The 19,989-nt window shown below is 32.2% G+C and carries 22 protein-coding genes, 1 other RNA gene and 1 riboswitch; of the genes, 14 read left to right on the top strand and 9 right to left on the bottom strand.

Annotation, left to right across the window (positions count from 1 at the left end):
- Nucleotides 1-9: 9 nt before the first annotated feature.
- A riboswitch (cobalamin riboswitch) is annotated at nucleotides 10-176 on the bottom strand.
- A gap of 105 nt (nucleotides 177-281) precedes the next feature.
- The 9 genes from nadA (at nucleotide 282) to trxB (ending at nucleotide 6,901) form a co-directional block, all read left to right on the top strand.
- Nucleotides 282-1,199, top strand: coding sequence for a quinolinate synthase NadA (gene nadA, locus DESAMIL20_RS05600; RefSeq protein WP_086033831.1), 918 nt, complete (start codon nucleotides 282-284; stop codon nucleotides 1,197-1,199).
- The gene (gene nadC, locus DESAMIL20_RS05595; RefSeq protein WP_086033830.1) at nucleotides 1,196-2,023 is read left to right on the top strand and encodes a carboxylating nicotinate-nucleotide diphosphorylase; all 828 of its coding nucleotides are present in this window, start codon (nucleotides 1,196-1,198) and stop codon (nucleotides 2,021-2,023) included. Before nadA ends, nadC begins: the two co-directional genes overlap by 4 nt.
- Entirely contained in the window at nucleotides 2,024-2,821 is a 798-nt protein-coding gene (locus DESAMIL20_RS05590; RefSeq protein WP_086033829.1) for a nitrilase-related carbon-nitrogen hydrolase, read from the top strand.
- Nucleotides 2,808-3,635, top strand: a complete 828-nt coding sequence (locus DESAMIL20_RS05585; RefSeq protein ID WP_086033828.1) for an NAD+ synthase — start codon at nucleotides 2,808-2,810, stop codon at nucleotides 3,633-3,635. The genes DESAMIL20_RS05590 and DESAMIL20_RS05585 overlap by 14 nt, the downstream gene beginning before the upstream one ends.
- A complete protein-coding gene (locus tag DESAMIL20_RS05580; RefSeq protein WP_086033827.1) occupies nucleotides 3,632-4,369 on the top strand; it encodes an SIR2 family NAD-dependent protein deacylase in 738 nt (245 codons plus the stop codon). The genes DESAMIL20_RS05585 and DESAMIL20_RS05580 overlap by 4 nt, the downstream gene beginning before the upstream one ends.
- Complete coding sequence (locus tag DESAMIL20_RS05575) at nucleotides 4,350-4,964, top strand: endonuclease III domain-containing protein (RefSeq protein ID WP_086033826.1); 615 nt, start codon at nucleotides 4,350-4,352, stop codon at nucleotides 4,962-4,964. The genes DESAMIL20_RS05580 and DESAMIL20_RS05575 overlap by 20 nt, the downstream gene beginning before the upstream one ends.
- Nucleotides 4,955-5,545: a dephospho-CoA kinase gene (gene coaE / locus DESAMIL20_RS05570; RefSeq protein WP_086033825.1), complete on the top strand. Its 591-nt coding sequence runs from the start codon at nucleotides 4,955-4,957 to the stop codon at nucleotides 5,543-5,545. Before DESAMIL20_RS05575 ends, coaE begins: the two co-directional genes overlap by 10 nt.
- Before the next feature lie 67 nt (nucleotides 5,546-5,612).
- Nucleotides 5,613-5,936: a thioredoxin gene (trxA, locus tag DESAMIL20_RS05565; protein WP_086033824.1), complete on the top strand. Its 324-nt coding sequence runs from the start codon at nucleotides 5,613-5,615 to the stop codon at nucleotides 5,934-5,936.
- A 44-nt stretch (nucleotides 5,937-5,980) separates the two neighbouring features.
- Nucleotides 5,981-6,901, top strand: coding sequence for a thioredoxin-disulfide reductase (gene trxB, locus DESAMIL20_RS05560; RefSeq protein WP_086033823.1), 921 nt, complete (start codon nucleotides 5,981-5,983; stop codon nucleotides 6,899-6,901).
- On the opposite strand, the gene cmk is transcribed toward trxB, so the two are convergent.
- From cmk to hisC, 3 genes are read right to left on the bottom strand one after another with little or no spacing between them, the layout of a single operon-like run.
- The gene (cmk, locus tag DESAMIL20_RS05555) at nucleotides 6,898-7,515 is read right to left on the bottom strand and encodes a (d)CMP kinase (protein WP_086033822.1); all 618 of its coding nucleotides are present in this window, start codon (nucleotides 7,513-7,515) and stop codon (nucleotides 6,898-6,900) included. The genes trxB and cmk overlap by 4 nt on opposite strands.
- Nucleotides 7,508-8,356, bottom strand: coding sequence for a prephenate dehydrogenase (locus DESAMIL20_RS05550; RefSeq protein ID WP_086033821.1), 849 nt, complete (start codon nucleotides 8,354-8,356; stop codon nucleotides 7,508-7,510). Before DESAMIL20_RS05550 ends, cmk begins: the two co-directional genes overlap by 8 nt.
- Nucleotides 8,349-9,437 (bottom strand): histidinol-phosphate transaminase, encoded by a 1,089-nt coding sequence (hisC, locus tag DESAMIL20_RS05545; protein ID WP_086033820.1) that lies wholly within the window; start codon nucleotides 9,435-9,437, stop codon nucleotides 8,349-8,351. Before hisC ends, DESAMIL20_RS05550 begins: the two co-directional genes overlap by 8 nt.
- A 115-nt stretch (nucleotides 9,438-9,552) precedes the next feature.
- On the opposite strand from hisC, the gene DESAMIL20_RS05540 reads away from it, so the two are divergent.
- Nucleotides 9,553-10,209 (top strand): DUF5752 family protein, encoded by a 657-nt coding sequence (locus DESAMIL20_RS05540; RefSeq protein WP_086033819.1) that lies wholly within the window; start codon nucleotides 9,553-9,555, stop codon nucleotides 10,207-10,209.
- A gap of 8 nt (nucleotides 10,210-10,217) precedes the next feature.
- Nucleotides 10,218-11,447, top strand: a complete 1,230-nt coding sequence (locus tag DESAMIL20_RS05535; protein WP_086033818.1) for a glycosyltransferase — start codon at nucleotides 10,218-10,220, stop codon at nucleotides 11,445-11,447.
- Between the two features lies 1 nt (nucleotide 11,448).
- On the opposite strand, the gene DESAMIL20_RS05530 is transcribed toward DESAMIL20_RS05535, so the two are convergent.
- Together DESAMIL20_RS05530 and DESAMIL20_RS05525 are read right to left on the bottom strand one after the other, a co-directional pair.
- Nucleotides 11,449-13,644, bottom strand: a complete 2,196-nt coding sequence (locus DESAMIL20_RS05530) for a bifunctional alpha,alpha-trehalose-phosphate synthase (UDP-forming)/trehalose-phosphatase (protein WP_086033817.1) — start codon at nucleotides 13,642-13,644, stop codon at nucleotides 11,449-11,451.
- A complete protein-coding gene (locus DESAMIL20_RS05525) occupies nucleotides 13,641-14,693 on the bottom strand; it encodes a mechanosensitive ion channel family protein (protein WP_086033816.1) in 1,053 nt (350 codons plus the stop codon). Before DESAMIL20_RS05525 ends, DESAMIL20_RS05530 begins: the two co-directional genes overlap by 4 nt.
- A gap of 123 nt (nucleotides 14,694-14,816) precedes the next feature.
- Here DESAMIL20_RS05525 and DESAMIL20_RS05520 point away from each other — a divergent pair, with 123 nt between their 5' ends.
- Entirely contained in the window at nucleotides 14,817-15,665 is an 849-nt protein-coding gene (locus tag DESAMIL20_RS05520) for a tetratricopeptide repeat protein (RefSeq protein ID WP_086033815.1), read from the top strand.
- A 5-nt stretch (nucleotides 15,666-15,670) separates the two neighbouring features.
- On the opposite strand, the gene ssrA is transcribed toward DESAMIL20_RS05520, so the two are convergent.
- Nucleotides 15,671-16,037, bottom strand: a transfer-messenger RNA (tmRNA) gene (gene ssrA, locus DESAMIL20_RS05515).
- Nucleotides 16,038-16,194: 157 nt separating this feature from the next.
- Between ssrA and DESAMIL20_RS05510 the strand changes: the two genes are divergently transcribed.
- Nucleotides 16,195-16,479: an RNA recognition motif domain-containing protein gene (locus DESAMIL20_RS05510; protein ID WP_086033814.1), complete on the top strand. Its 285-nt coding sequence runs from the start codon at nucleotides 16,195-16,197 to the stop codon at nucleotides 16,477-16,479.
- Between the two features lie 41 nt (nucleotides 16,480-16,520).
- Here DESAMIL20_RS05510 and hemW read toward each other — a convergent pair whose 3' ends face one another.
- Genes hemW through DESAMIL20_RS05495 form a run of 3 tightly spaced genes read right to left on the bottom strand, consistent with a single transcriptional unit; the run spans nucleotide 16,521 to nucleotide 19,088 of the window.
- Nucleotides 16,521-17,627 carry a radical SAM family heme chaperone HemW gene (hemW, locus tag DESAMIL20_RS05505; RefSeq protein ID WP_086033813.1) on the bottom strand — a complete coding sequence of 369 codons (1,107 nt, stop codon included), beginning with the start codon at nucleotides 17,625-17,627 and terminating at the stop codon, nucleotides 16,521-16,523.
- Entirely contained in the window at nucleotides 17,624-18,136 is a 513-nt protein-coding gene (locus tag DESAMIL20_RS05500) for a hypothetical protein (RefSeq protein WP_086033812.1), read from the bottom strand. The genes hemW and DESAMIL20_RS05500 overlap by 4 nt, the downstream gene beginning before the upstream one ends.
- Nucleotides 18,126-19,088 (bottom strand): tRNA-specific 2-thiouridylase, encoded by a 963-nt coding sequence (locus tag DESAMIL20_RS05495; protein WP_086033811.1) that lies wholly within the window; start codon nucleotides 19,086-19,088, stop codon nucleotides 18,126-18,128. Before DESAMIL20_RS05495 ends, DESAMIL20_RS05500 begins: the two co-directional genes overlap by 11 nt.
- A gap of 161 nt (nucleotides 19,089-19,249) precedes the next feature.
- Here DESAMIL20_RS05495 and DESAMIL20_RS05490 point away from each other — a divergent pair, with 161 nt between their 5' ends.
- Nucleotides 19,250-19,921 carry an MmgE/PrpD family protein gene (locus DESAMIL20_RS05490; protein ID WP_086033810.1) on the top strand — a complete coding sequence of 224 codons (672 nt, stop codon included), beginning with the start codon at nucleotides 19,250-19,252 and terminating at the stop codon, nucleotides 19,919-19,921.
- Nucleotides 19,922-19,989 lie beyond the last annotated feature (68 nt).

Genomic DNA, 19,989 nt, shown 5'->3' with positions numbered 1-19,989 from the left:
GCACAAAAAGATAGTTTTGTTACGCAAGTAGGTCTTCCGGCTAAAAGGTATTTTGCGCCAGGCGCCTTCCCACCATTTGGCAGTGACTTTATGCTCAGCGCTTACCTTAACACGGCTGCGGGTACAGCGAGGGAATCTCACCCTCCTTCCCTTGAACTTGCAACAGTTTACTTTTAGCATATAGTTAAGTTTTTGTCAATTAGTTAAAAAGCAAATTGCAAAATAGTGTTAAAAAAGCTTGATTAAATATTGAAATTTTATATACTAAAAAAAGAGGTTTTATGGACAAAACACTTTTGCAAGATAAAATAACAAAGCTAAAAAAAGAAAAAAACGCTATTATACTTGCCCATTATTATCAAAGGGATGAGGTTCAAGAAATTGCTGATTTTATTGGTGATTCTTTGGCATTATCAATAGAAGCTTCAAAAACTAATGCCAGCATGATTGTATTTTGCGGTGTTAAGTTTATGGCTGAGACTGCAAAAATTCTATCACCAGATAAAAAGGTTTTGTTGCCTGTATTGGATGCAGGTTGTCCTTTGGCTGATATGGCAACTGCCGAAAATGTAATGAAAATGAAAGATGAAATTGGTGATGCAAGTATTGTTTCTTATGTTAACACTAACGTAGATGTAAAAATGATCTCAGATATTTGCTGCACATCTGCAAATGCTATTAATGTAGTAAAAAGTCTTGAGTCTAAAAAAATACTTTTTGTTCCTGATAAACACCTTGGGGCCTATGTGAAGAGAAATGTTAGCGATAAAGAAATTTATTTATTTGATGGCTACTGTGCTGTGCACGATAGCTTTAACAAGCAAGACATAGAAAACTTACTGGCAAAATACCCCAATGCAAAGGTTTGTGTTCACCCAGAATCGCCTCTAGAAGTTATTGAGTTAGCCGATTTTGTGGGATCAACTGCTGGAATTATAAAATACTGCAAAGAAAGTAGCGTAAAAGAATTCATAATAGCAACAGAAAATGGTATAGTGTTTGAGCTAAAAAAACAGCTACCTAACAAGGTTTTTTACACTTTAGGCACAAAGGCTATTTGTGTGAATATGAAAAAAACTACACTAAAAAATGTTGCAGATGCACTACAAAACGATATTTACGAAATAAATCTTACAGATGAGCAGATCGAAAAGGCAAGAAAACCCATAGAGCGTATGATAGCAATTAAAAGGCAATGAACAAACTATTTTTAGAAGACTTATTAAAATCGTACTTATTGGAAGATATATACTACGCAGATGTAACAACAGAAAGCATATGTAAAGGTTTAAAAGCCAAAGCGCTAATTAGAGTAAAGCAGGATTTTATTGTTGCTGGTTTGGTTTTTATAAAGCCCATTTTTGATGTTTTAAAAGAAGAGGTTTTGATAGATTTTTATGCTCAAGATGGTCAATTTGTGAAAAATACCAGTGTAGTTGCAGTTATTGAGGCAAAAGACACTACGCTTTTGCAAGCAGAAAGACTTATTTTGAATATTATAGGAAGGCTATCTGGCATTGCAACCAAAACGCACTACTTTAGCCAGCTAATAAAAGATTATAAAGCAAAAATTGTTGAAACGAGAAAAACTACTCCAGGTTTTAGGTATTTTGAAAAGTATGCGGTACTTGTTGGCGGTGGTTTAAACCACCGTATTGGTTTATTTGATGCAATTTTAATCAAAGATAACCATATAAAAGTCGCTGGTAGTATAACAAAAGCAGTTGAGCTAGCAAGAAAAACAAACTTCATGAAAAAAATAGAAGTTGAAACATCAAATTTTGAAGAAGTAAAAGAAGCAGTGCTTGCAAAAGCTGATGTCATAATGCTTGATAATATGGATATAGATACTATGAGGCTATGTATTTCAACATTCCAAGATAAAGCTTTATTTGAGGCTTCTGGCAATATTGACGAAAATAATATAGTTGAGGTTGCAAAAACGGGTGTAGATTTTATATCAAGTGGCTCTATAATACATCATGCAGTGTGGGTTGATGTAAATATGAAAATAGGTGTGTAGATGAAAATTGCAATTGCCCAATTTAAGCCAAAGCTGGGGAAAATCAAAGACAACATAAAACGAATATTGGATTTTATAGATAGTGCTTTAAGTAAACAGTGTGGTTTAATTGTTTTTCCAGAACTATCTACAAGTGGTTATGCTTTGCGTGATTTAGTTAGCTATTCAAGTATAGATTTAAAAAGTAAAATTTTGAGTGATGTAATTCAAAAGAGCAATTTTATAGACATTGTATTGGGTTATGCACAAAAAGAAGAAGGTTTTTATTACAACAGTGCAGTTTATTTGTCAAATGGTATTGTTGCAACAAACAGAAAAAAAATATACCTGCCAGACTATGGTATGTTTGAAGAAGCCAGATATTTTGCAAGGGGCGGATTATTGGAAACTACGCAAACAAAATTTGGCAAAATAAATGTATTAATATGCGAAGAAGCGTTTCATTTAAGTGTTCATCATTTTATAGAGCAAAATAAGACTGATATAACAATTATTATATCTGCGTCCCCTTTTTGGATTTATGAAAATGGACTGGATAAAAGAAAAATATGGGACAATATATGCAATAATATTTCTTCTTTAACGGGCAATTTTGTTATCTATGCCAATAGGGTAGGATTTGAAGATGGCGTTGGTTTTTTTGGTGGTTCTTTGGTTTATAATCCATATGGTGAGTGTATTTTCAAGTCTGATTTTTTAAAGGAAAAACTCTACATTGTTGATTTAAATTTAAACGAAATTTCTCATGCCAAAGAATTTATGCCTCTATCAAAGGATAAGAGTTATGGATCCATATAAAGTATTGGGCTTTAATGAGACTGTAATTGCAGATTATTTAATTGAGTTTTTAAGAGATGAAATAGAAAAGGTTGGCTTTAAAAAAGCGGTTGTTGGCCTATCTGGTGGTATAGATTCAAGCCTGGTTGTATATCTATTAAAAGAGGCTTTAGGAAAAGACAATGTATATGCTCTCATTATGCCTTATAGATTAAGCAGCAAAGAAAGCACAGAAGATGCTTTTAAGGTTGTAAATGAGCTTGGGATACATTATAAAACAATAGAAATAACAAAAATGGCCGACGGTTATATTGATGAGAGTTTTAATAAAGTTAGAATTGGCAATATACTAGCAAGAACAAGGATGATTGTTTTATTCGATCAAAGTTATGACTTAAGTGCGCTTGTTGTTGGCACAAGCAATAAAACAGAGCTTTTGCTAGGCTACGGTACATGGTATGGTGATATGGCTTCGAGTCTAAATCCAATAGGCGATTTGTATAAAACTCAAGTAAGAATTTTATCAAAACACATGGATGTTCCAGAAAATATCATCAATAAAAACCCCACAGCTGATTTATGGGTTGGTCAAAGCGACGAGGAAGAATTAGGTTTTTCTTACGACGAGGCAGATTTGATTTTATATCACCTATTTGACAAGCGATTTAGTATTGATGAAGTTGTAAATTTGGGTTTTTCAAAAAAAATTGTAAATGGAATTTTTGAAAGAGTAAGGGAAAATCAATTTAAAAGATTACCGCCTATTATAGCAAAAGTTAGCCGCCGAAGCATAAATTGGGATTTTAGATTTTTGAGGGATTGGGGGCAGGTTTGAGTCAGATTAAAAGGGCGGCATATTTATTAAAACAATCAAAGTTTGCTGTTTGTTTTACAGGCGCAGGTATCAGCGTAGAAAGCGGAGTGCCTTCTTTTAGAGGCGAAGATGGCCTATGGGAAAAGTATGACCAAAGTTTATTTGAAATAGATTATTTTTATAAACATCCAGAAAAATCGTGGGCTTTGATTAATAGGATCTTTTTTGAAGTATTAAAAGATAAAAAACCAAATAAAGCCCATTACGCTTTGGCTAAACTTGAAGAATTAGGCTATATGAAAGCAATAATTACTCAAAATATAGACAATTTGCATTATTTGGCAGGTAGCAAAAATATTATAGAATATCATGGCAACTCAAGAATGCTAGTATGCGGAAAGTGTGCTAAAAAGTTTAACGCAAGCGATTTTGATTTATCAAGCATACCTTTGTGCCCAGATTGCAAATTCCCACTAAAGCCAGATTTTGTTTTTTTTGGCGAGATGATACCCAAAGTAGCACAGGAAAAAAGCGAGGAATTGATGAGGCAGTGTGATCTATTAATCGTAATTGGTACAAGTGGACTGGTTTACCCAGCTGCTTTTTTACCTATGCTAGCGCACAAGAGTGGGGCCAAAATCATTGAGATAAATAAAACATTCACTGAATACACGGATAAAATTGTAGATGTATTTTTGGAAGGCAGTGCTTCTGAAATTTTGAAAGAGATATTAATTGAACTTGACGCTAATTGAAATATACGAAACGCTTTTTAAAATTTTCGGTAAGCAACACTGGTGGCCAGCTGATAGTCAAGACGAGGTAATTATAGGGGCAATTTTGACTCAAAACACTGCGTGGCAAAATGTAGAAAAGGCCATTGAAAATTTAAAAAAAACAAATCTTTGCAGCTTAGATAAAATAAGAAACTCCTCGCAAAGCATTATAGAAGGGTTAATAAAGCCCTCTGGGTTTTATAGACAAAAAAGCTTATATTTAAAAGAAATAGCGTCTTTTTTTAAAAATTTTGATAAGAATAATACGGATACAGCAAATTTTAGAAAAATGCTTTTGAATGTTAAAGGTATAGGTTTTGAAACAGCAGACTCTATTTTGCTTTATGTGTTTTCTAGGCCAATTTTTGTTGTGGATGCTTATACTAAACGCCTTGTTGAGCGAAAAAAGCTTTTTTACTCGTTAGAATATAATAAAGTGCAGCAATTTTTTATGCAAAACTTACCACATGATATTGAATTATTTAAAGAATATCATGCTTTAATTGTAAAGTTAGGTAAAATTTTTTGCAGAAAAAAACCTAATTGTGCGGGATGCCCTATTAAATGCGTATAGGTTTAACTGGCTCCATTGCTTGCGGTAAATCAACTGTAGCCAATATGTTGAAAGAGTTGGGTGCATACATCATAGATGCAGATGAGATTGCCCACGAGGCACTAAAAAAAACAGAGAAACCATACAAACAGATATTGGAAGTATTTGGTTTTTTTATTCTAGATGAGCAAGGAAATATTGATAGAAAAAAACTAGGTTCAATAGTATTAAAAGATAAGCAAAAGCTTGCGGTTTTAGAATCAATTATACATCCGTATGTCCAGCAAAAAAGAAAAGAAATTGAAGAATTAATATTACAAAAAAACAAAAATGCTATGATTATATATGATGTGCCACTGCTATTCGAAAAACATTTAGAAGGTAGTTTTGATAAAATTATTGTAGTTTATACAACCAAAAATATCCAGATAGAAAGATTAATGAAAAGGCAAAATTTAACTTACGATGAGGCGCTAAATTTAATCAAATTGCAAGTGGATATAGAAGAAAAAAAGAAAAAAGCTGATTTTGTGATTGATAATTCTTATTCATTAGAAGATACAAGAAAACAGGTTGTTGAAGTATTCAAAAAACTGTATTAATGAGTTACATTTGACAAAAAATGTTTTTCGTTATAAAATCTACTCAAGATTTATGTAAGGAGGAATTATGGCAGTTGAAGTAAAATTGACCACTGATAGTTGGGAACAAGAGGTATTAAAATCAGACATTCCAGTTTTAGTAGATTTTTGGGCACCATGGTGCGGACCTTGTAGAATGGTTGCTCCTGTAGTGTCAGAAATTGCACATGAATACGAGGGTAAGCTAAAAATTGGAAAATTAAACACCGATGAAGAACCTGATATTGCCGTTAAATATGGTATAATGAGCATACCTACGCTAATGGTGTTTAAAAATGGCGAAGTAGTAGACCAGATCATTGGCGCTGCACCAAAAGAATATTTCACGCAAAGGTTGGATAAAATTTTATAATTGGGCCGAGATTTTCTCGGTCCAATTCTTAAAAGAGGTAATGGATGTATGATGTTGTGATTATAGGTGGCGGTCCAGCTGGTTTGACAGCAGGTATTTATGCAGCAAGAAGCGGTTTAAAAGCAATTGTATTAGAAGACAAGGTTTTTGGCGGTCAGATTGTTTTCAGTGCCGATCTTGAAAACTATCCAGGCTTTCCAGAGGGTATAAGCGGAATGGATATAATAGATAAATTCTTAAAACAAGCCAAAAAGTTTGATGTTGAAATTAGCTATGATGGCATTGAGAGTATAGAAAATGATATTTCGTGCAAGAGGGTTATCTTAAAAAACAAAAGCTGCATAACAACAAAAACGGTTATTATAGCAACGGGTGCTAGTGCAGATAAATTAGGCTGTCCAGGGGAAGCTAAGTTTTTAGGAAAAGGCGTGTCATATTGCGCAACATGCGATGGTGCATTTTTTAAAGGAAAAACTGTTACAGTGATTGGCGGTGGTGATTCTGCCTTAGAAGAAGCTTTGTATCTAGCCAATCTTGTTAAAAAAATATATTTAATTCATAGAAGAGATCAATTTAGAGCTGTAAAAATATTACAGGATCGAATAAAGAAAAATAATAAAGTAGAAATTATATTTGATAGCGTTGTAAAAGAAATTTTAGGCGATAAATTTGTAAAAGGTGTGCTTATAGAAAATGTTAAGACTAAACAGCAATCAAGGTTGGATATAGATGGTATATTTATTTATATTGGCCTTACGCCAAACTCAAAGTTTGCTTCTGATTTAATACAAACAGATGAATATGGTTACATTATTACAAACGAGGAAATGGAAACAAACATTCCGGGTATTTATGCGGTAGGCGATGTAAGAAAAAAATCCCTAAGGCAAGTTGTAACAGCATGCGCAGATGGTGCAATTGCAGCATCCAATGCCCAAAAATACATCGAAAAAATGAAAGCTTAAAGGTAGCTTTTTATTAAACTGTAAACCTCTTCAATTGCTAAATTGCTGGAATCTATTTTTATTGCCCCTTTTGGGACAACAAGAGGGGAAACTTTTCTTTCAGAATCTTGTTTATCTCTTTGAATTATAGAATCTAGCGATTCTTTGTAGTTTATAGACAACTCTATCGACCTTCTTTTTGCCCTTTCTTCTGTTTTAGCTGTTAAGAAGAATTTTAACTGCGCATTTGTAAAAATTAAACTACCTGCATCTCTGCCATCTATTACAAATTTCCCGTTATATGCAATTTTTCTTGCAAAATCATTTACAAAACTTCTAACAAATTCTTTCTGGGCGATCAATGAAGCTTTTTTTGCTATATACTCGCTAGATAATAAATCGTTTAAAATTTTACCATTTGCAACTAACAGGATTTGCGAGTCTTGCAGTTTAAAATCTAATTTTAGCTTATTTAGCTTATCTTGGCTAAATGTTTCTCCAAGTAGATATGCGATGCTTCTGTAAATCTTTCCTGTATCTATATGAATAAAGCCATCATTTTTTGCAAGCATTTTACAAATAGTGCTTTTGCCACTGCCGCTTGGCCCGTCAATTGTTACAATAAAATTAGCCATCTAAATGTTCTTTAAATAATCTAATATTTTTTAGAGTTTCTAAAAGTTTTTTTTCCTCGTTGTTTTCTATTATTGTTTTTAAAACTAATAAATTTTCAATATAATCATCAATGGCACTTAAAATGTTTTTCTTGTTTAGAAAAAATATATCGCTCCACATTTTTTCATTTGACTTTGCTATGCGCGTAAAATCTTTAAACCCACCGCCTACAAAGCTATAAGCTTCATCATTTTCTTTTTTGTGCCATATAAGATTTACAAGGTTATAAGCTATAACGTGTGGCAAGTGACTTACATAGGCAAATACTTCATCATGTCTTTGGGCATCCATGTATTTTACTTTCATTTTAATTTTTTTTGCAAATTCTTCTACTTTTTTTTCTGCAAATGTTATATTGTTAATTGGTGTTATTATAAAGTATTTATCATTAAAAAGCTGTCTAAAAGCCGATCTGGGGCCAAAGTTTTCTGTACCTGCTATGGGGTGGGTTGGAATATAGCTAATACCTTTTGGTATAGAGTTTTTAATATCAGCTATTATGGGTCCTTTTACGCTTGCAACATCTATTATTATTGTATTTTCTTTCAAAACTTCAAATAAGCCCAAAACCACTTTAGCAGTTTGAGAAGGTGGTACGCTTACTATTACAAAATCGCAAATTGAAAATGATTTGTATGAGCTTGCACCTATATCTATTAGTTCTAATTTTAAAGCATCATTTAAGTTTTCTTCATTGGTATCAAAGCCAATAACGACTTTTGAAAGCTTGTTATGTTTAATTGCAAGTCCAAAAGAGCCACCGATTAAACCTAGTCCAGCTATACCGATAGTGTTAAACATTCAAGACCTTTTTAAGTTTTTCTATAAAAATCTCATTTTCTTTTTGCGTACCAATAGTAACTCTTAAGAAATTATTGTAACCATAAGGTTTCATACTTCTTACTATAACACCTTCTTTCAGAAGGTTTTCATAAATGGTTTGGGCATCCTTTGGGGTAGAGAATAATATAAAGTTAGCGTAGGTGGATACATAAAACAAACCAAGTTTATTGAACTGCTCGTATAAGTATTTTTTCCCCTCTTCATTTGTTTGTATAGTTTTTTTTAGGTGCTCTTTATCATCTAAGGCAGCAATTGCAGCTGCTTGCGCTATAATATCTACATTAAAAGGCGGTCTTACACGGTTTAGTGTCTGCACTATAAATTCGCTTGCAATACCATATCCAACTCTGAGTCCAGCTAGCGCATAAACTTTGGAAAATGTTCTTAAAATTATGACATTTTCATTTTTGTAAAGATCAAGTAGCTCTTTGTAATCAGAAGACGACTTAGCATATTCATAATATGCTTCATCTATTACAATTAAAGTATCTTTGGTCGCTTTATTGATTATCCTTAATATATCATCATATGTGGTTAGTGTGCCAGTGGGATTGTTTGGTGTATTTATAAAAATAATGCGCGTATTATTGTTAATATGGCTAATCAAGTTGTCAATATCGTATGCATAGTTTTTTAAAGGTAATTCAATAATTTTTTTATTGAAAGCCATTCCAATGATGCGATACTCTATAAAAGTAGGGTAGCAGTATAAAATTTCATCGTTTTCATTCGTAGCAAATGCCTTATATAAAAGTTCTATTATTTCATCTGAACCATTGCCAAATATTAGATTTTTTTCGCCAATACCCAAATTATTTGCCAATTTTTGAGACAAGTAGTACATATTTCCATCTGGGTACAAATTTACAAGCTCCGCGGTTTTGCAAATTATATCAATCACTTTTTTAGACGGACCAAGTGGATTTTCATTTGATGCAAGTTTTATTACATCTTTTAAGCCAAGTTCTCTTTGAAGTTCTTCTATAGGTTTGCCACCTTCATAAGGTGTAATTTTTAAAATGTAATCAGCTACTTTCATTGTTTGCCTCCTTGTTTTATTTATACAATGTAGTTTATTTTTTTGCAACTAAAATTGTGATAGTTGATTATTTGTTTATTTGGTATATAATAAAGGGCATGTTTTGGAGGAAATTATGCCTGAAAATAATATTTCAGCGTTTGAAATAAAAGATTGTTCGGTTGTATCAATTGCCATAGGCAAACACGCACTGAATACAAAAGAGTTATTTACACAACTGCTTAGCGTTGATCAAGATTCTATATATTATCATTTTTGGGGAAAATTGTTGCGTACCTCATTTAGCACACCCGAATTCAATAATGATTTTGCTCAGTGGATTTCAGAGCAAATTCATGATAAGTCTTTAGCCGAGAGGCTTTCTGTACTTGAACCCCAAGATTACCCAAGTCTAGATGAATTGCGTCAAGAAATGCTTGATATTATACAGTCTTCTTTGGAACAAAATACAGTATTGCTCTATACGAATGCACAAGAACCTTTTTATTTTTTAAAACTAAGTATGGTTGTTTTTGATACATCTAAGATAATAAATGAACCAAAAGAATTTGCAAATTTTATTGATGATCTATCTTATGGTTCTTTGTATTTTCATTTTGTTGACGCAAGGAGGCGCACACAAAACCATAGGGATGATTTTTCAAATTGGATCGCTTTATTTGAAGGATATGATGAGCTTATTGATATGATAGTAAATATTGACCCATTTTTCTTGCCACTATCAAAACTAAAAGAAAAAGTATCAAATATTTTTAGAACATATTTTAAATGAGGTTTTAAATGCTTGCAGAATTGGAATCAATAGTAGGTTTTAGCGAAATTGATCATTTAGTTCGATTAGCTAATTTTCTAAAAGATAAAAAAATTGTTCATATAAACTCAACAAAGATAGGCGGTGGAGTTGCAGAATTATTGACGAATATTATACCACTTAAACATGAGTTAGGTTTGGATGCTACATGGGAGATTGTAGTTGGTCAAGCGGAGTTTTATAAATGCACAAAAATGTTTCACAACATGTTGCAAGGTATGAAAAATCAGATTGTACCAGATACATTACTAAAAATTTATGAGCAAACAAACGAAGAAAATGCGCAAAGATTATTTAATTTGCTTAACGAAGCGGATTTTGTGTTTATTCACGACCCACAACCAGCTGCCTTGATAAAGTTTTTTCCAAATCGTAAAGGCAAATGGGTTTGGAGATGTCATATTGACATTTCAAGACCAAGCAGACAGGTATGGAAATTTTTAAAGCAATTTATTGCCCAGTATGATGCAAGTATTTTTTCGTTAGTTGATTTTGCAAGAAATTTGCCTCATCCACAGTATATAATAGCACCAAGTATTAACCCATTAAGCGATAAAAACAAAGAGTTAAACAAAGAAGAAGTAGAAAAAGCCTACACTGAGTTTAACTTAGACCCCACAAGGCCGATTTTATTGCAAGTTTCACGCTTTGATAGGTTTAAAGACCCAATAGGTGTTATTAGTGCTTATAAATTGGTAAAAAAGTCAATCCCATCAATTCAGCTAGTTTTGGCAGGGGGTTCAGCAGATGATGATCCAGAAGGTAGCATTGTATTAGAAGAGACGCTTACTGCTGCAAATTCTGATAATGATATTCATGTTTTGTCGCTTCCATCAGATGCTAATGTTACAATAAATGCGCTTCAAAGGGCGGCTGATATTGTTATACAAAAATCCACAAAAGAAGGTTTTGGCCTTACTGTTACAGAGTCGTTGTGGAAGGGCAAACCTGTTATTGGCGGCAATACAGGCGGTATTAGGCTTCAGGTAATAAACAATTATAATGGTTTTTTAGTTAATACGCCAGAGGGTGCAGCTCTTAGAATAAAACAGCTATTAAGCGATCAAGATTTATTCAAAAGGCTAAAGCGAAAAGGCAAGGAATTTGTTAAGGATAATTTTCTTATTACTAGGCACGTAAGGGAATATTTGACACTACTTGTAATATTGCAACAGCCTAGTGCGAATGTAATCTGGTGATTTAAGTAGCATTAGTAAGTTTTTCTAGAAGTTTTCTTACCTGTTGAGGGTTTTTAATGTTGTACTTTGCTAGCGTTGAAATTTCGCCAACTTTTATTGTGATGGCTTCTTCTGGCAAGGCCTTAAACATATCTTCGTCTGTATAATCGTCCCCTATAGCAAGCAAAAAGTCATAATTTTTTAAATTAAAAATTTCGGCAACGCAATGTTTTCCGATATTTGCAGGTTTGATTTCCAATATCTTATTGCCTTTGTATACTTTAAGATTAGTGTTTACTAAAAAATTTTGAAGATGGCCGTTAAGCTCTGGTATGAATGTTGTTTGTGTTTGTGGGTCTGTATTTCTGTAATGAAAAACAATAGAAAAAGTTTTTTCTTCTATAAAAGAGCCAGGTAATCTATCACTGTATAATTTCAAAATATTTATAATAGCACTTTTCCAGCCTGTATCAATGTTGTTTTGGTAAAGCTTCCAGTTTGTATTAAAATGCTTATAAAAAGCACCATGTTCTGCTACAAGGCTAATATTTAGATTTTCAAACCAATATTCAAGTGTATTCTTATCCCTCCCGCTTACCAAAACGATGGTATTGTTTCTTTGTGTTAATAAGTATATGAGATGGATTAATTCTTTAGTTGGCGTAGCTTCTTGTGGTGAATCTACAAATTCTATAAGTGTTCCATCGTAATCAAGCATAATAAGCCTTTTTTTTGCTTTTTGGTACTCTAGTACTATCTGATTTTCAATTGTTTGATTAATAAACTGCGATTCTAATTGTTTTTGTGAAAGCGTAATTTTGTTTAATTCGTTTAAATAATCACTAACCCACCTGAATACATTATGGTTACTTATGCGATTTTGCATACTTTCTATTATTTGTGCTTCTTTGTCTTTTGGCATATCAAGAGCGGTTTTGATCGCTTCTCCAATTTCTTCTATACTGTTTGGGTTAATAATTAAAGCTTCAAGTAATTCTTTTGCAGAGCCTGCCATCTCGCTCAATATTAACATACCATCTTTGTTTACCCTTGATGCAACGTATTCTTTTGCAACAAGATTCATTCCATCCCTAAGAGGTGTCACAAGCATAATATCGCTTGCGCTATAGAAGGCTGCAAGATCTTCAAAATCAAGTGAACCAAATTTATATACTATTGGATTCCACTCAACTGTGCTCAATTTTCCATTTATACGTCCTATTGTTTCGTCTATCTGCTTTTTCATTTGTTGGTAATGATAAACACCTGTGCGAGACGGTACTACCACAATTATTAGCGTTATTCTTTCTCGCCAATCAGGGTATTGATCAAGAAAATATTCAAACCCAAGGAGTCTGTTTATTATCCCTTTTGTATAATCTAAGCGATCCACACTGAAGAGAATTTTTTTGTTATTAAATTGATTTTTTATTTCTCCAGCTTTTAAGGCAACACTGATACTATTAGCAGTCTTATTAAATTTTAAATAGTCAATACTTATTGGGTGAGTTCCTACTTTTGTCAGTCTTCCTTTGTTATTAATTACACCAAAGTGATTTTCTAAACCAAGAAAACGCAGTGTAGCTCTTAAAAAATTATCCGTATATTCATGCGTATGAAAGCCAATTAAGTCGGCACCAAGTAAGCCTTCAAGGATTTCAATCCTCCATTTTGATGGTAATAGTTGAAAAACTTCGTAAGCAGGAAACGGTATATGCAAGAAAAAACCAATAGGAACATCAGAAAAATTTTGTCTAATTAAGTCTGGTAAAAGCATTAAATGATAATCGTGTACCCATACAATATCTTCTTTTGGGTCAATGATATTGTTAAGCGCTTTTGCAAACTTTAAATTGACGGATTTATATATATCATAGTGCTCTTTTTCAAAACTTGCAATAGTTGGAAAGTAGTGAAATAAAGGCCATATGGTTCGATTACAAAAACCTAAATAAAATTTATCCATTTCTTTTTCTGTTAAAAAAACAGGGTAGCAGTGAATTGTTTCAAGTGAACTTGTTATTTCCTCTTGTTCTGATTTAGTTGTTGTGTTAATACCAGGCCAGCCAACCCACGCATAAGAAAGCTCGGTCATTTTTTCAGTATATGCACCAATGCTTGTTACAAGGCCACCTGCACTTTTTTGAAATTTATTATTGTTTTTTTTATCTTTTGTAATACTTACTGGTAATCTATTTGATACTATAACTATTCTCATATTTTTTTCTCCATAGAAACTGTATTTCTAAGCTTAGGCAAGTTCTGAGGCACTTCGTTTCTTATATATTCTATGAGTTTTTCCCTAACAAAACATCTTAAATCCCATAAATCAGAAGAATTTTTTGCACTTACAAGCGCACGGATTTGTATAGTTTTATCATTTACATCAGTAACTTGAATACCACTTGCCATTCCATCAAAAAGCGGTGTGTTGTTTAAAATATCATTTAAGGCTTTCCTTAATTTTTCAATATCAATTGTATAGTCTGCATAAACAAACACTGTTCCTAAAAGCTGCGTGCTTGTCTTAGTCCAATTTTGAAAGGATTTGTCTACAAAGTAATTAATTGGTATAACAAGTCTTCTTAAATCCCAAATTCGCAATACTACATATGTTAATGTGATTTCTTCAACAGTTCCCCACTCACCTTCAACTATAAGCACATCACCTATTTTTATAGGTTGACTTATTGCAATTTGAATACCTGCAAAAAGTAGATTGAGTGTTTTTTGGGCAGCAAAGCCAACAATTATGCCAATGATTCCAGCTGACGTTAAAATTGTTGAGCCAAGGCTTTTTAGTGAGCTAAAGCTTAAAAAAATCAATGCGGTACAAATTACTAAAATAATAGCTGAAGCTATATTTTTGATAATTTTTAATTGTGTATTTAATTGTCTTTTGTGAAAATCAGCAATATTTTTAGGTTGTTTTTCATTTAAAACATACTCAAAAAACGATATTATTTTTATTGATACTATACCAAAAAATAAAATGTATAGAATTTGAACGATTTTTATAATAATATAATCACTATTTGGTTGTTTAAAATTTACTATTGAACTTATTGCGCTAAATAACAAAATGCTTATAAGAAACCACGCTGGAAAATAAAAATATTGTTTCATTTCTTGATGCAAGGGGATTTTTTTTGCAATTATCATGTATATTTTACTAAGTAAGTTACTAAAAATGAATCCTACAACAAAAGATGCAACAACTAAACCTAGAATTAAAAACTTATCACCAAATAAAAACTTGTTTATCATCTATATTAGTATAGTATAGATGATCGATTATGTCAACTTGATTTAATAAAATTAAATTTTTTATTGCATTATAGACAAATATTATGTATAAACTTAAGTAAATAAACTTATTGGAGGTTTTCCATGAAGAGATTTATTTTAGCTATAGGCGTAATATTTTTAATACTTACAAGTAGCAGCTACGCTCAAGAACTATCCAATCTGGCTAAATCTATGGTATATTCTAACCAAGCTCAAAACTACTATGATCAAAATCAATTTCAGCAAGCTATTGATGATTATACTAAAGCGATACAAGAAAGTCCAAATAACTATATGGCGTATATAAACAGAGGCATAATCTTTTTTGAACTTAATCGGTACGATGAAGCGCTAAAGAATTTTAAAAAAGCTCGAACCATTGACCCAAAAAATGCATATACTTACTACAACAGCGCTATAGTTTATACTAAAATGGCTTCAACTGCTTTGGAAAATGATAATACTTACCTTTTTTATAAAAAAGCAAAAGACGAGTTAACAAAAGCGATACAAAACGACCCTAATTTTTATAAAGCTTATATAAATAGAGGTTTAGTTAACTATGAACTGGCTTTTTACCAAGACGCCATTGATGATTTTACAAAAGCTATACAGTTAAAACCGCTTGATTATAAAGCATATTACAATAGAGGTATTGTGTATTATACATTGGCTAACTTCAAGGTGGCTAAATCTGATTTTACAAATGCAATCGAAATTAACCCAGATGATGCGAATGCTTATTTTAATAGAGGTTTGGTTTACAAACATGAAAATAGCCAAAAAGGCGCTGCTAGTGACTTTTACACAGCAGGATTATTATATGTAAAAGAAAATAATAGAAAAGAAGCGTACGAGTGCGTTGATTTAATTAAAGCTACAGACGAATTTTCTACACTTATATACGATTTAAAATCGAAGATTATAAAAGACGAAGTTTATGGTGCTTGATTTATTGGTGGAGGTGGCGGGAATCGAACCCGCGTCCAGTAATGTCTCGTAGTTGGAAACTTTTTACATGCTTAGGCCCTTTTTGATTTTTAAGATCCTCTTGGCAAAAGCCAAACCTCAAGAATCCGATTTTGCGCTCTTTAATCTTACTTTGAGTGCACAAAAAAACTCAAAGGAAGATGCTTGCCTGAATTATTAGGCAGCTTTAGCTCAAAGCAAGCGATAAACTAAAACCACCTAGCTACAATTAACTAAGCAGCTAAAGCTAATTCAGAATTTGCGTTTATTTTTTCTTATCTGTTTAACGATCAGATAAGACATCGGCATGATTCCCAATTACTATTACATCCTGTCGAACCCAAATACACCCCCGCTTATAGTGGGGCATAAGTAATATAATAACTTTCTAAAATTTGTCAAGACCTTAAAAATTTTATTGACTTTTAATCATTTAAGGTTTATATTAAACAACGTAGGTGCGGGCTGTACAAACGGTCTCATCGGAAAATTCTTTTTTGGAGTGTGTTTTGTGAATACGAACAAGTTGTATGTAGGTAATCTAAATTACCGAACAACGGAAGAGAAACTTAAAGAAGTTTTCTCAGGTTATGGCAGTGTGGTATCGGTAAAAGTTATTGAAGGTAAAGGTTTTGCCTTTGTAGAGATGGAATCAAAAGATGATGCTCAAAAGGCTAAAGATGCTCTAGACAACACAGACTTAGACGGCAGAAACGTCAGGGTCGATGAAGCAAAACCTAGGGAGTCAAACCCAAGACCAAGATCTAACTACTCTAACTCAAGAAACAGATTTTAATCCCTCTTTTAAAGCAGGGCTTGATAGCCCTGCTGATATATTTAAATAAAATCAGACAGTATATAATTTGATATAAGGAGTTTTTTTGGGTTTGCGATTTTAATTGAACCATTAATTTTTTTTAGAGTTTTTAATTGATAATGATTTGATAGTTGTGATTTAAAAAAATCTTCTATGTTACAATTGTATTTATTATTGAACTGCTCTATATTTACACCGTTAATGGTACGCAAGCCTAAAATAAAAGCTTCTTTAATTTTTCTTTTTGGTCCCAATTTTTCTCTTTTTTTAATAGGATCTTTTCCTTCAAAGATTTTATTAATATATTCATCTAACTTGTCTGTGTTTTTGTATCTTACCTCGTTAATATAAGAACTTGCGCTTAAACCAAGTCCTACATAATTACAATTTTGCCAGTAAGCTTGGTTGTGTTTACTCTCAAAGCCTTTTTTGGCAAAATTTGATATTTCGTATTGATAAATCTTATGAGTCTTTAAAAATTTCACTAAGTATAAAAATTGCTTTTCAACATTTTCTTCTGATAGTGCAATTTTTTGTCTGTAAAATGAAGTGCTTCTTTCGATGGATAAAATGTATGCCGAGATATGTTTTATAGGAAGGCTCACTGCATATTTTAAGTCTTCTTGAAAATCACTGAAGTCTTCAAAGCCATATATTAAATCAATACTTACATTTTTAAAAAATTCCAATGTATTTTCTACTGATTGAAAACTTTGCTTTGAATCATGAAGTCTGTTTAAAAATTGTAGTTTTTTATTGTTAAAAGACTGGGTACCTAAGCTTACTCTTGTAATACCCATTTCTTTTAACAACTTTAAGTAGGTTTTGTTTGCATTGTTTGGGTTAACCTCGATAGTTACCTCGCAATCCTTTGAGACTATATTTTTTCTTAAACTATCTAAAATTGACTGTAATTCATCTGACTTCAATAGAGATGGTGTGCCGCCGCCTATATAAATCGTTTGAATTGTACATTGATTATTATTAGAAAAAAAATTTTCAATTTCTTTTTTTAGGGCACTTAAGTAGTTCTGTTTTGTATTTAATAATTTTTCATAAGAAACAAAGGAGCAATAAGGACATTTTTTATAACAATAAGGTATATGTATGTAAACATATAAATTCATACCAAAAATTTTTTAATTGTGATATTGTTTTTTTTGCTTTCAAGACAATCTATTAAGCGATTTTTTTCTTCAAATATGGACGGCGTTGCATGTTTTATATCTTCGTAAGAAGTTTTATCAGATAGCCTCAAAGCCAGATTAAAAAGTTTGTTTCCCATTAAGTAGTCAACAAAAAAGATATTTGCTCCTTTTTTGGCCACTTTATTTATAGTTTCATATATTGCATTTTGGTTTGAACTATTTTTACAAAGAAACACAATAATACAATCAAATTTTACTTCAAATAAGCACTTATCGAGACTTTCTATGTTACACTCAAAAATGTGATCTTTTGTAAGATGCTCAAGCAAGATTGACTTTAAATAATTTATTTCTTTATAAAACACTAAAACATTATCAAAATTTTCTGGATTAATATACTGAATTGCTTCTATTATGTGGGGTTCGTATCTTAAATTTCTTATAAATTTTATTTTTACAAACTTTTTAAATACATCTTCAAAACCCATTTATTTTTCCACAGCCTACAATTAAGTTATTATGGTAAAATACGGCGATCTGACCTTTAGTTATAGCAAAAAGCTCATCGTCCAGTAAAACTTTTTTCGCGTAGGGCTCATATAGGGCTGTCGTGCTTTTAGCTCTGTGTCTGACTAGACATTCCACTTTGTTGTGTTTAAACCACTCTTCTTCTTTTAATAAATGCGTATTGGTGATAATGAATTGTTTTGAATAAAGCTCTTGTCTTTTGGCTATCGTAATATTACCACTTGATACATCAATATTTTTAACATAATATGGCTCATTAGAAAATTTAATACCTTTTCTTTGTCCTATTGTGTAGTTATGAAACCCGTTGTGCTCTCCAACAACCCTACCGTTGTAAAGAATGTAGCCGCTTTTTGTGTTACTGATTAAATTTCTATAATCACTCACAAAACACAAATCACTGCTTTCTTTTAAATTAAAAGGTATGCTTAGTTTTACATCTTTTTTTTCAAAGTCTTTAAGCGGAAAAACAATGCGTTCTATAATAGACTTTGGCAAATACGCTAAAAAATACGTTTGGTCTTTGTTGGAAAAATGTTTTTTTATAAAACCATCTTGTATATCTGCATAGTGACCTGTAGCTATAAAGTCCGCATTTTTTTTATCAGCTTCCTGGGCTAAAATTTTGAACTTAACAAGAGGGTTACAAATACTGCAGGGATTTGGTGTAAGCCCATTTTTGTAATCACTAACAAAGCGCTCGATTACTGTTTCCTTAAAGTAATCTCTTATGTTTAGTGTATAAAAATCAATATCATGTTTTTTGAGCAAATTTAAAACTTGGTTTGAAATATTGTTTTGGTCTGTTAATAAAAAATTAACTGCAATAACTCTAAAACCCTTTTTTGAAAGATAAATTGCGCTAAAGGTGCTATCTACACCCCCACTAACACCAACCAGTACGCTTTTCATATCTTTTTGATGACTAAAAAAGAAGTTTTAAAAATTTCCCCACTCGAAATTTCCACAACAAAATAATACCACACAAATTTTTATATTGCAAAAAATTATTTTCAAGGCAAACCTCTAATTTATATGTTTTTTTGTGTAATTAGACTGCAAGGAGGCAAAAAATGGACAAATGCACAAATTTGTTTGCAAATTATGCTTGCAATGTAGGTGATTTTTCTTGGACAACACTGCATGAAACAAAGCGACAAATATTGGATTCTTTTGGAGTGATGTATCTTGCTTTTGGAGAAGATGCACCAAAAGCAGCTAGAAATTACGCCTACAATTTTGGTTTTAAAGGTGGTTCGAGCTTATTTGGTTTAATTTTTTATACTGCCCCAAAGGTGGCAGCTTTTTCTAATGGTGTACTTGTTAGATATTTGGATTTTAATGACACATATTTATCAAAAGAACCTCTACACCCTTCAGACTTAATCTCAGGTCTTATTGCTGCAGCTCAATATAAGCACAAAAGTGGTTTAGAGCTCTTAAAAGCTATTGCTATTGCCTATGAGATCTCTGTGAATTTATGTGATGCGGCAAGCCTGCGTGCGCATGGATTTGACCACGTTAATTATATTGTTATTGATGAAGCATGTGGTCTTGGAAGGTTGTTTGGCTTAAAAAAACAAGAAATTGAGCATGCTGTTTCTATAGTAGCTATACCAAATATTTCTCTTAGGCAAACAAGAGCTGGTGAGCTTTCGAAGTGGAAAGGGGCGGCAGCTGCCAATTTTTGCAAATGCGTTATTTGCAGTATCTTTGACTCAATATGGTATGAGTGGGTCTTATGAGCCTTTTGTTGGAGAAATGGGTTTTTTGATCAACTATTTTGGTCTTGCGGTTTTGATAATAAAGCTCT

It is taken from the genome of Desulfurella amilsii (genome assembly GCF_002119425.1).
Taxonomy (GTDB): domain Bacteria; phylum Campylobacterota_A; class Desulfurellia; order Desulfurellales; family Desulfurellaceae; genus Desulfurella; species Desulfurella amilsii.
The sequence above is the reverse complement of the archived record's forward strand: the minus strand, read 5'-3'. Positions and strand labels throughout refer to the sequence as shown.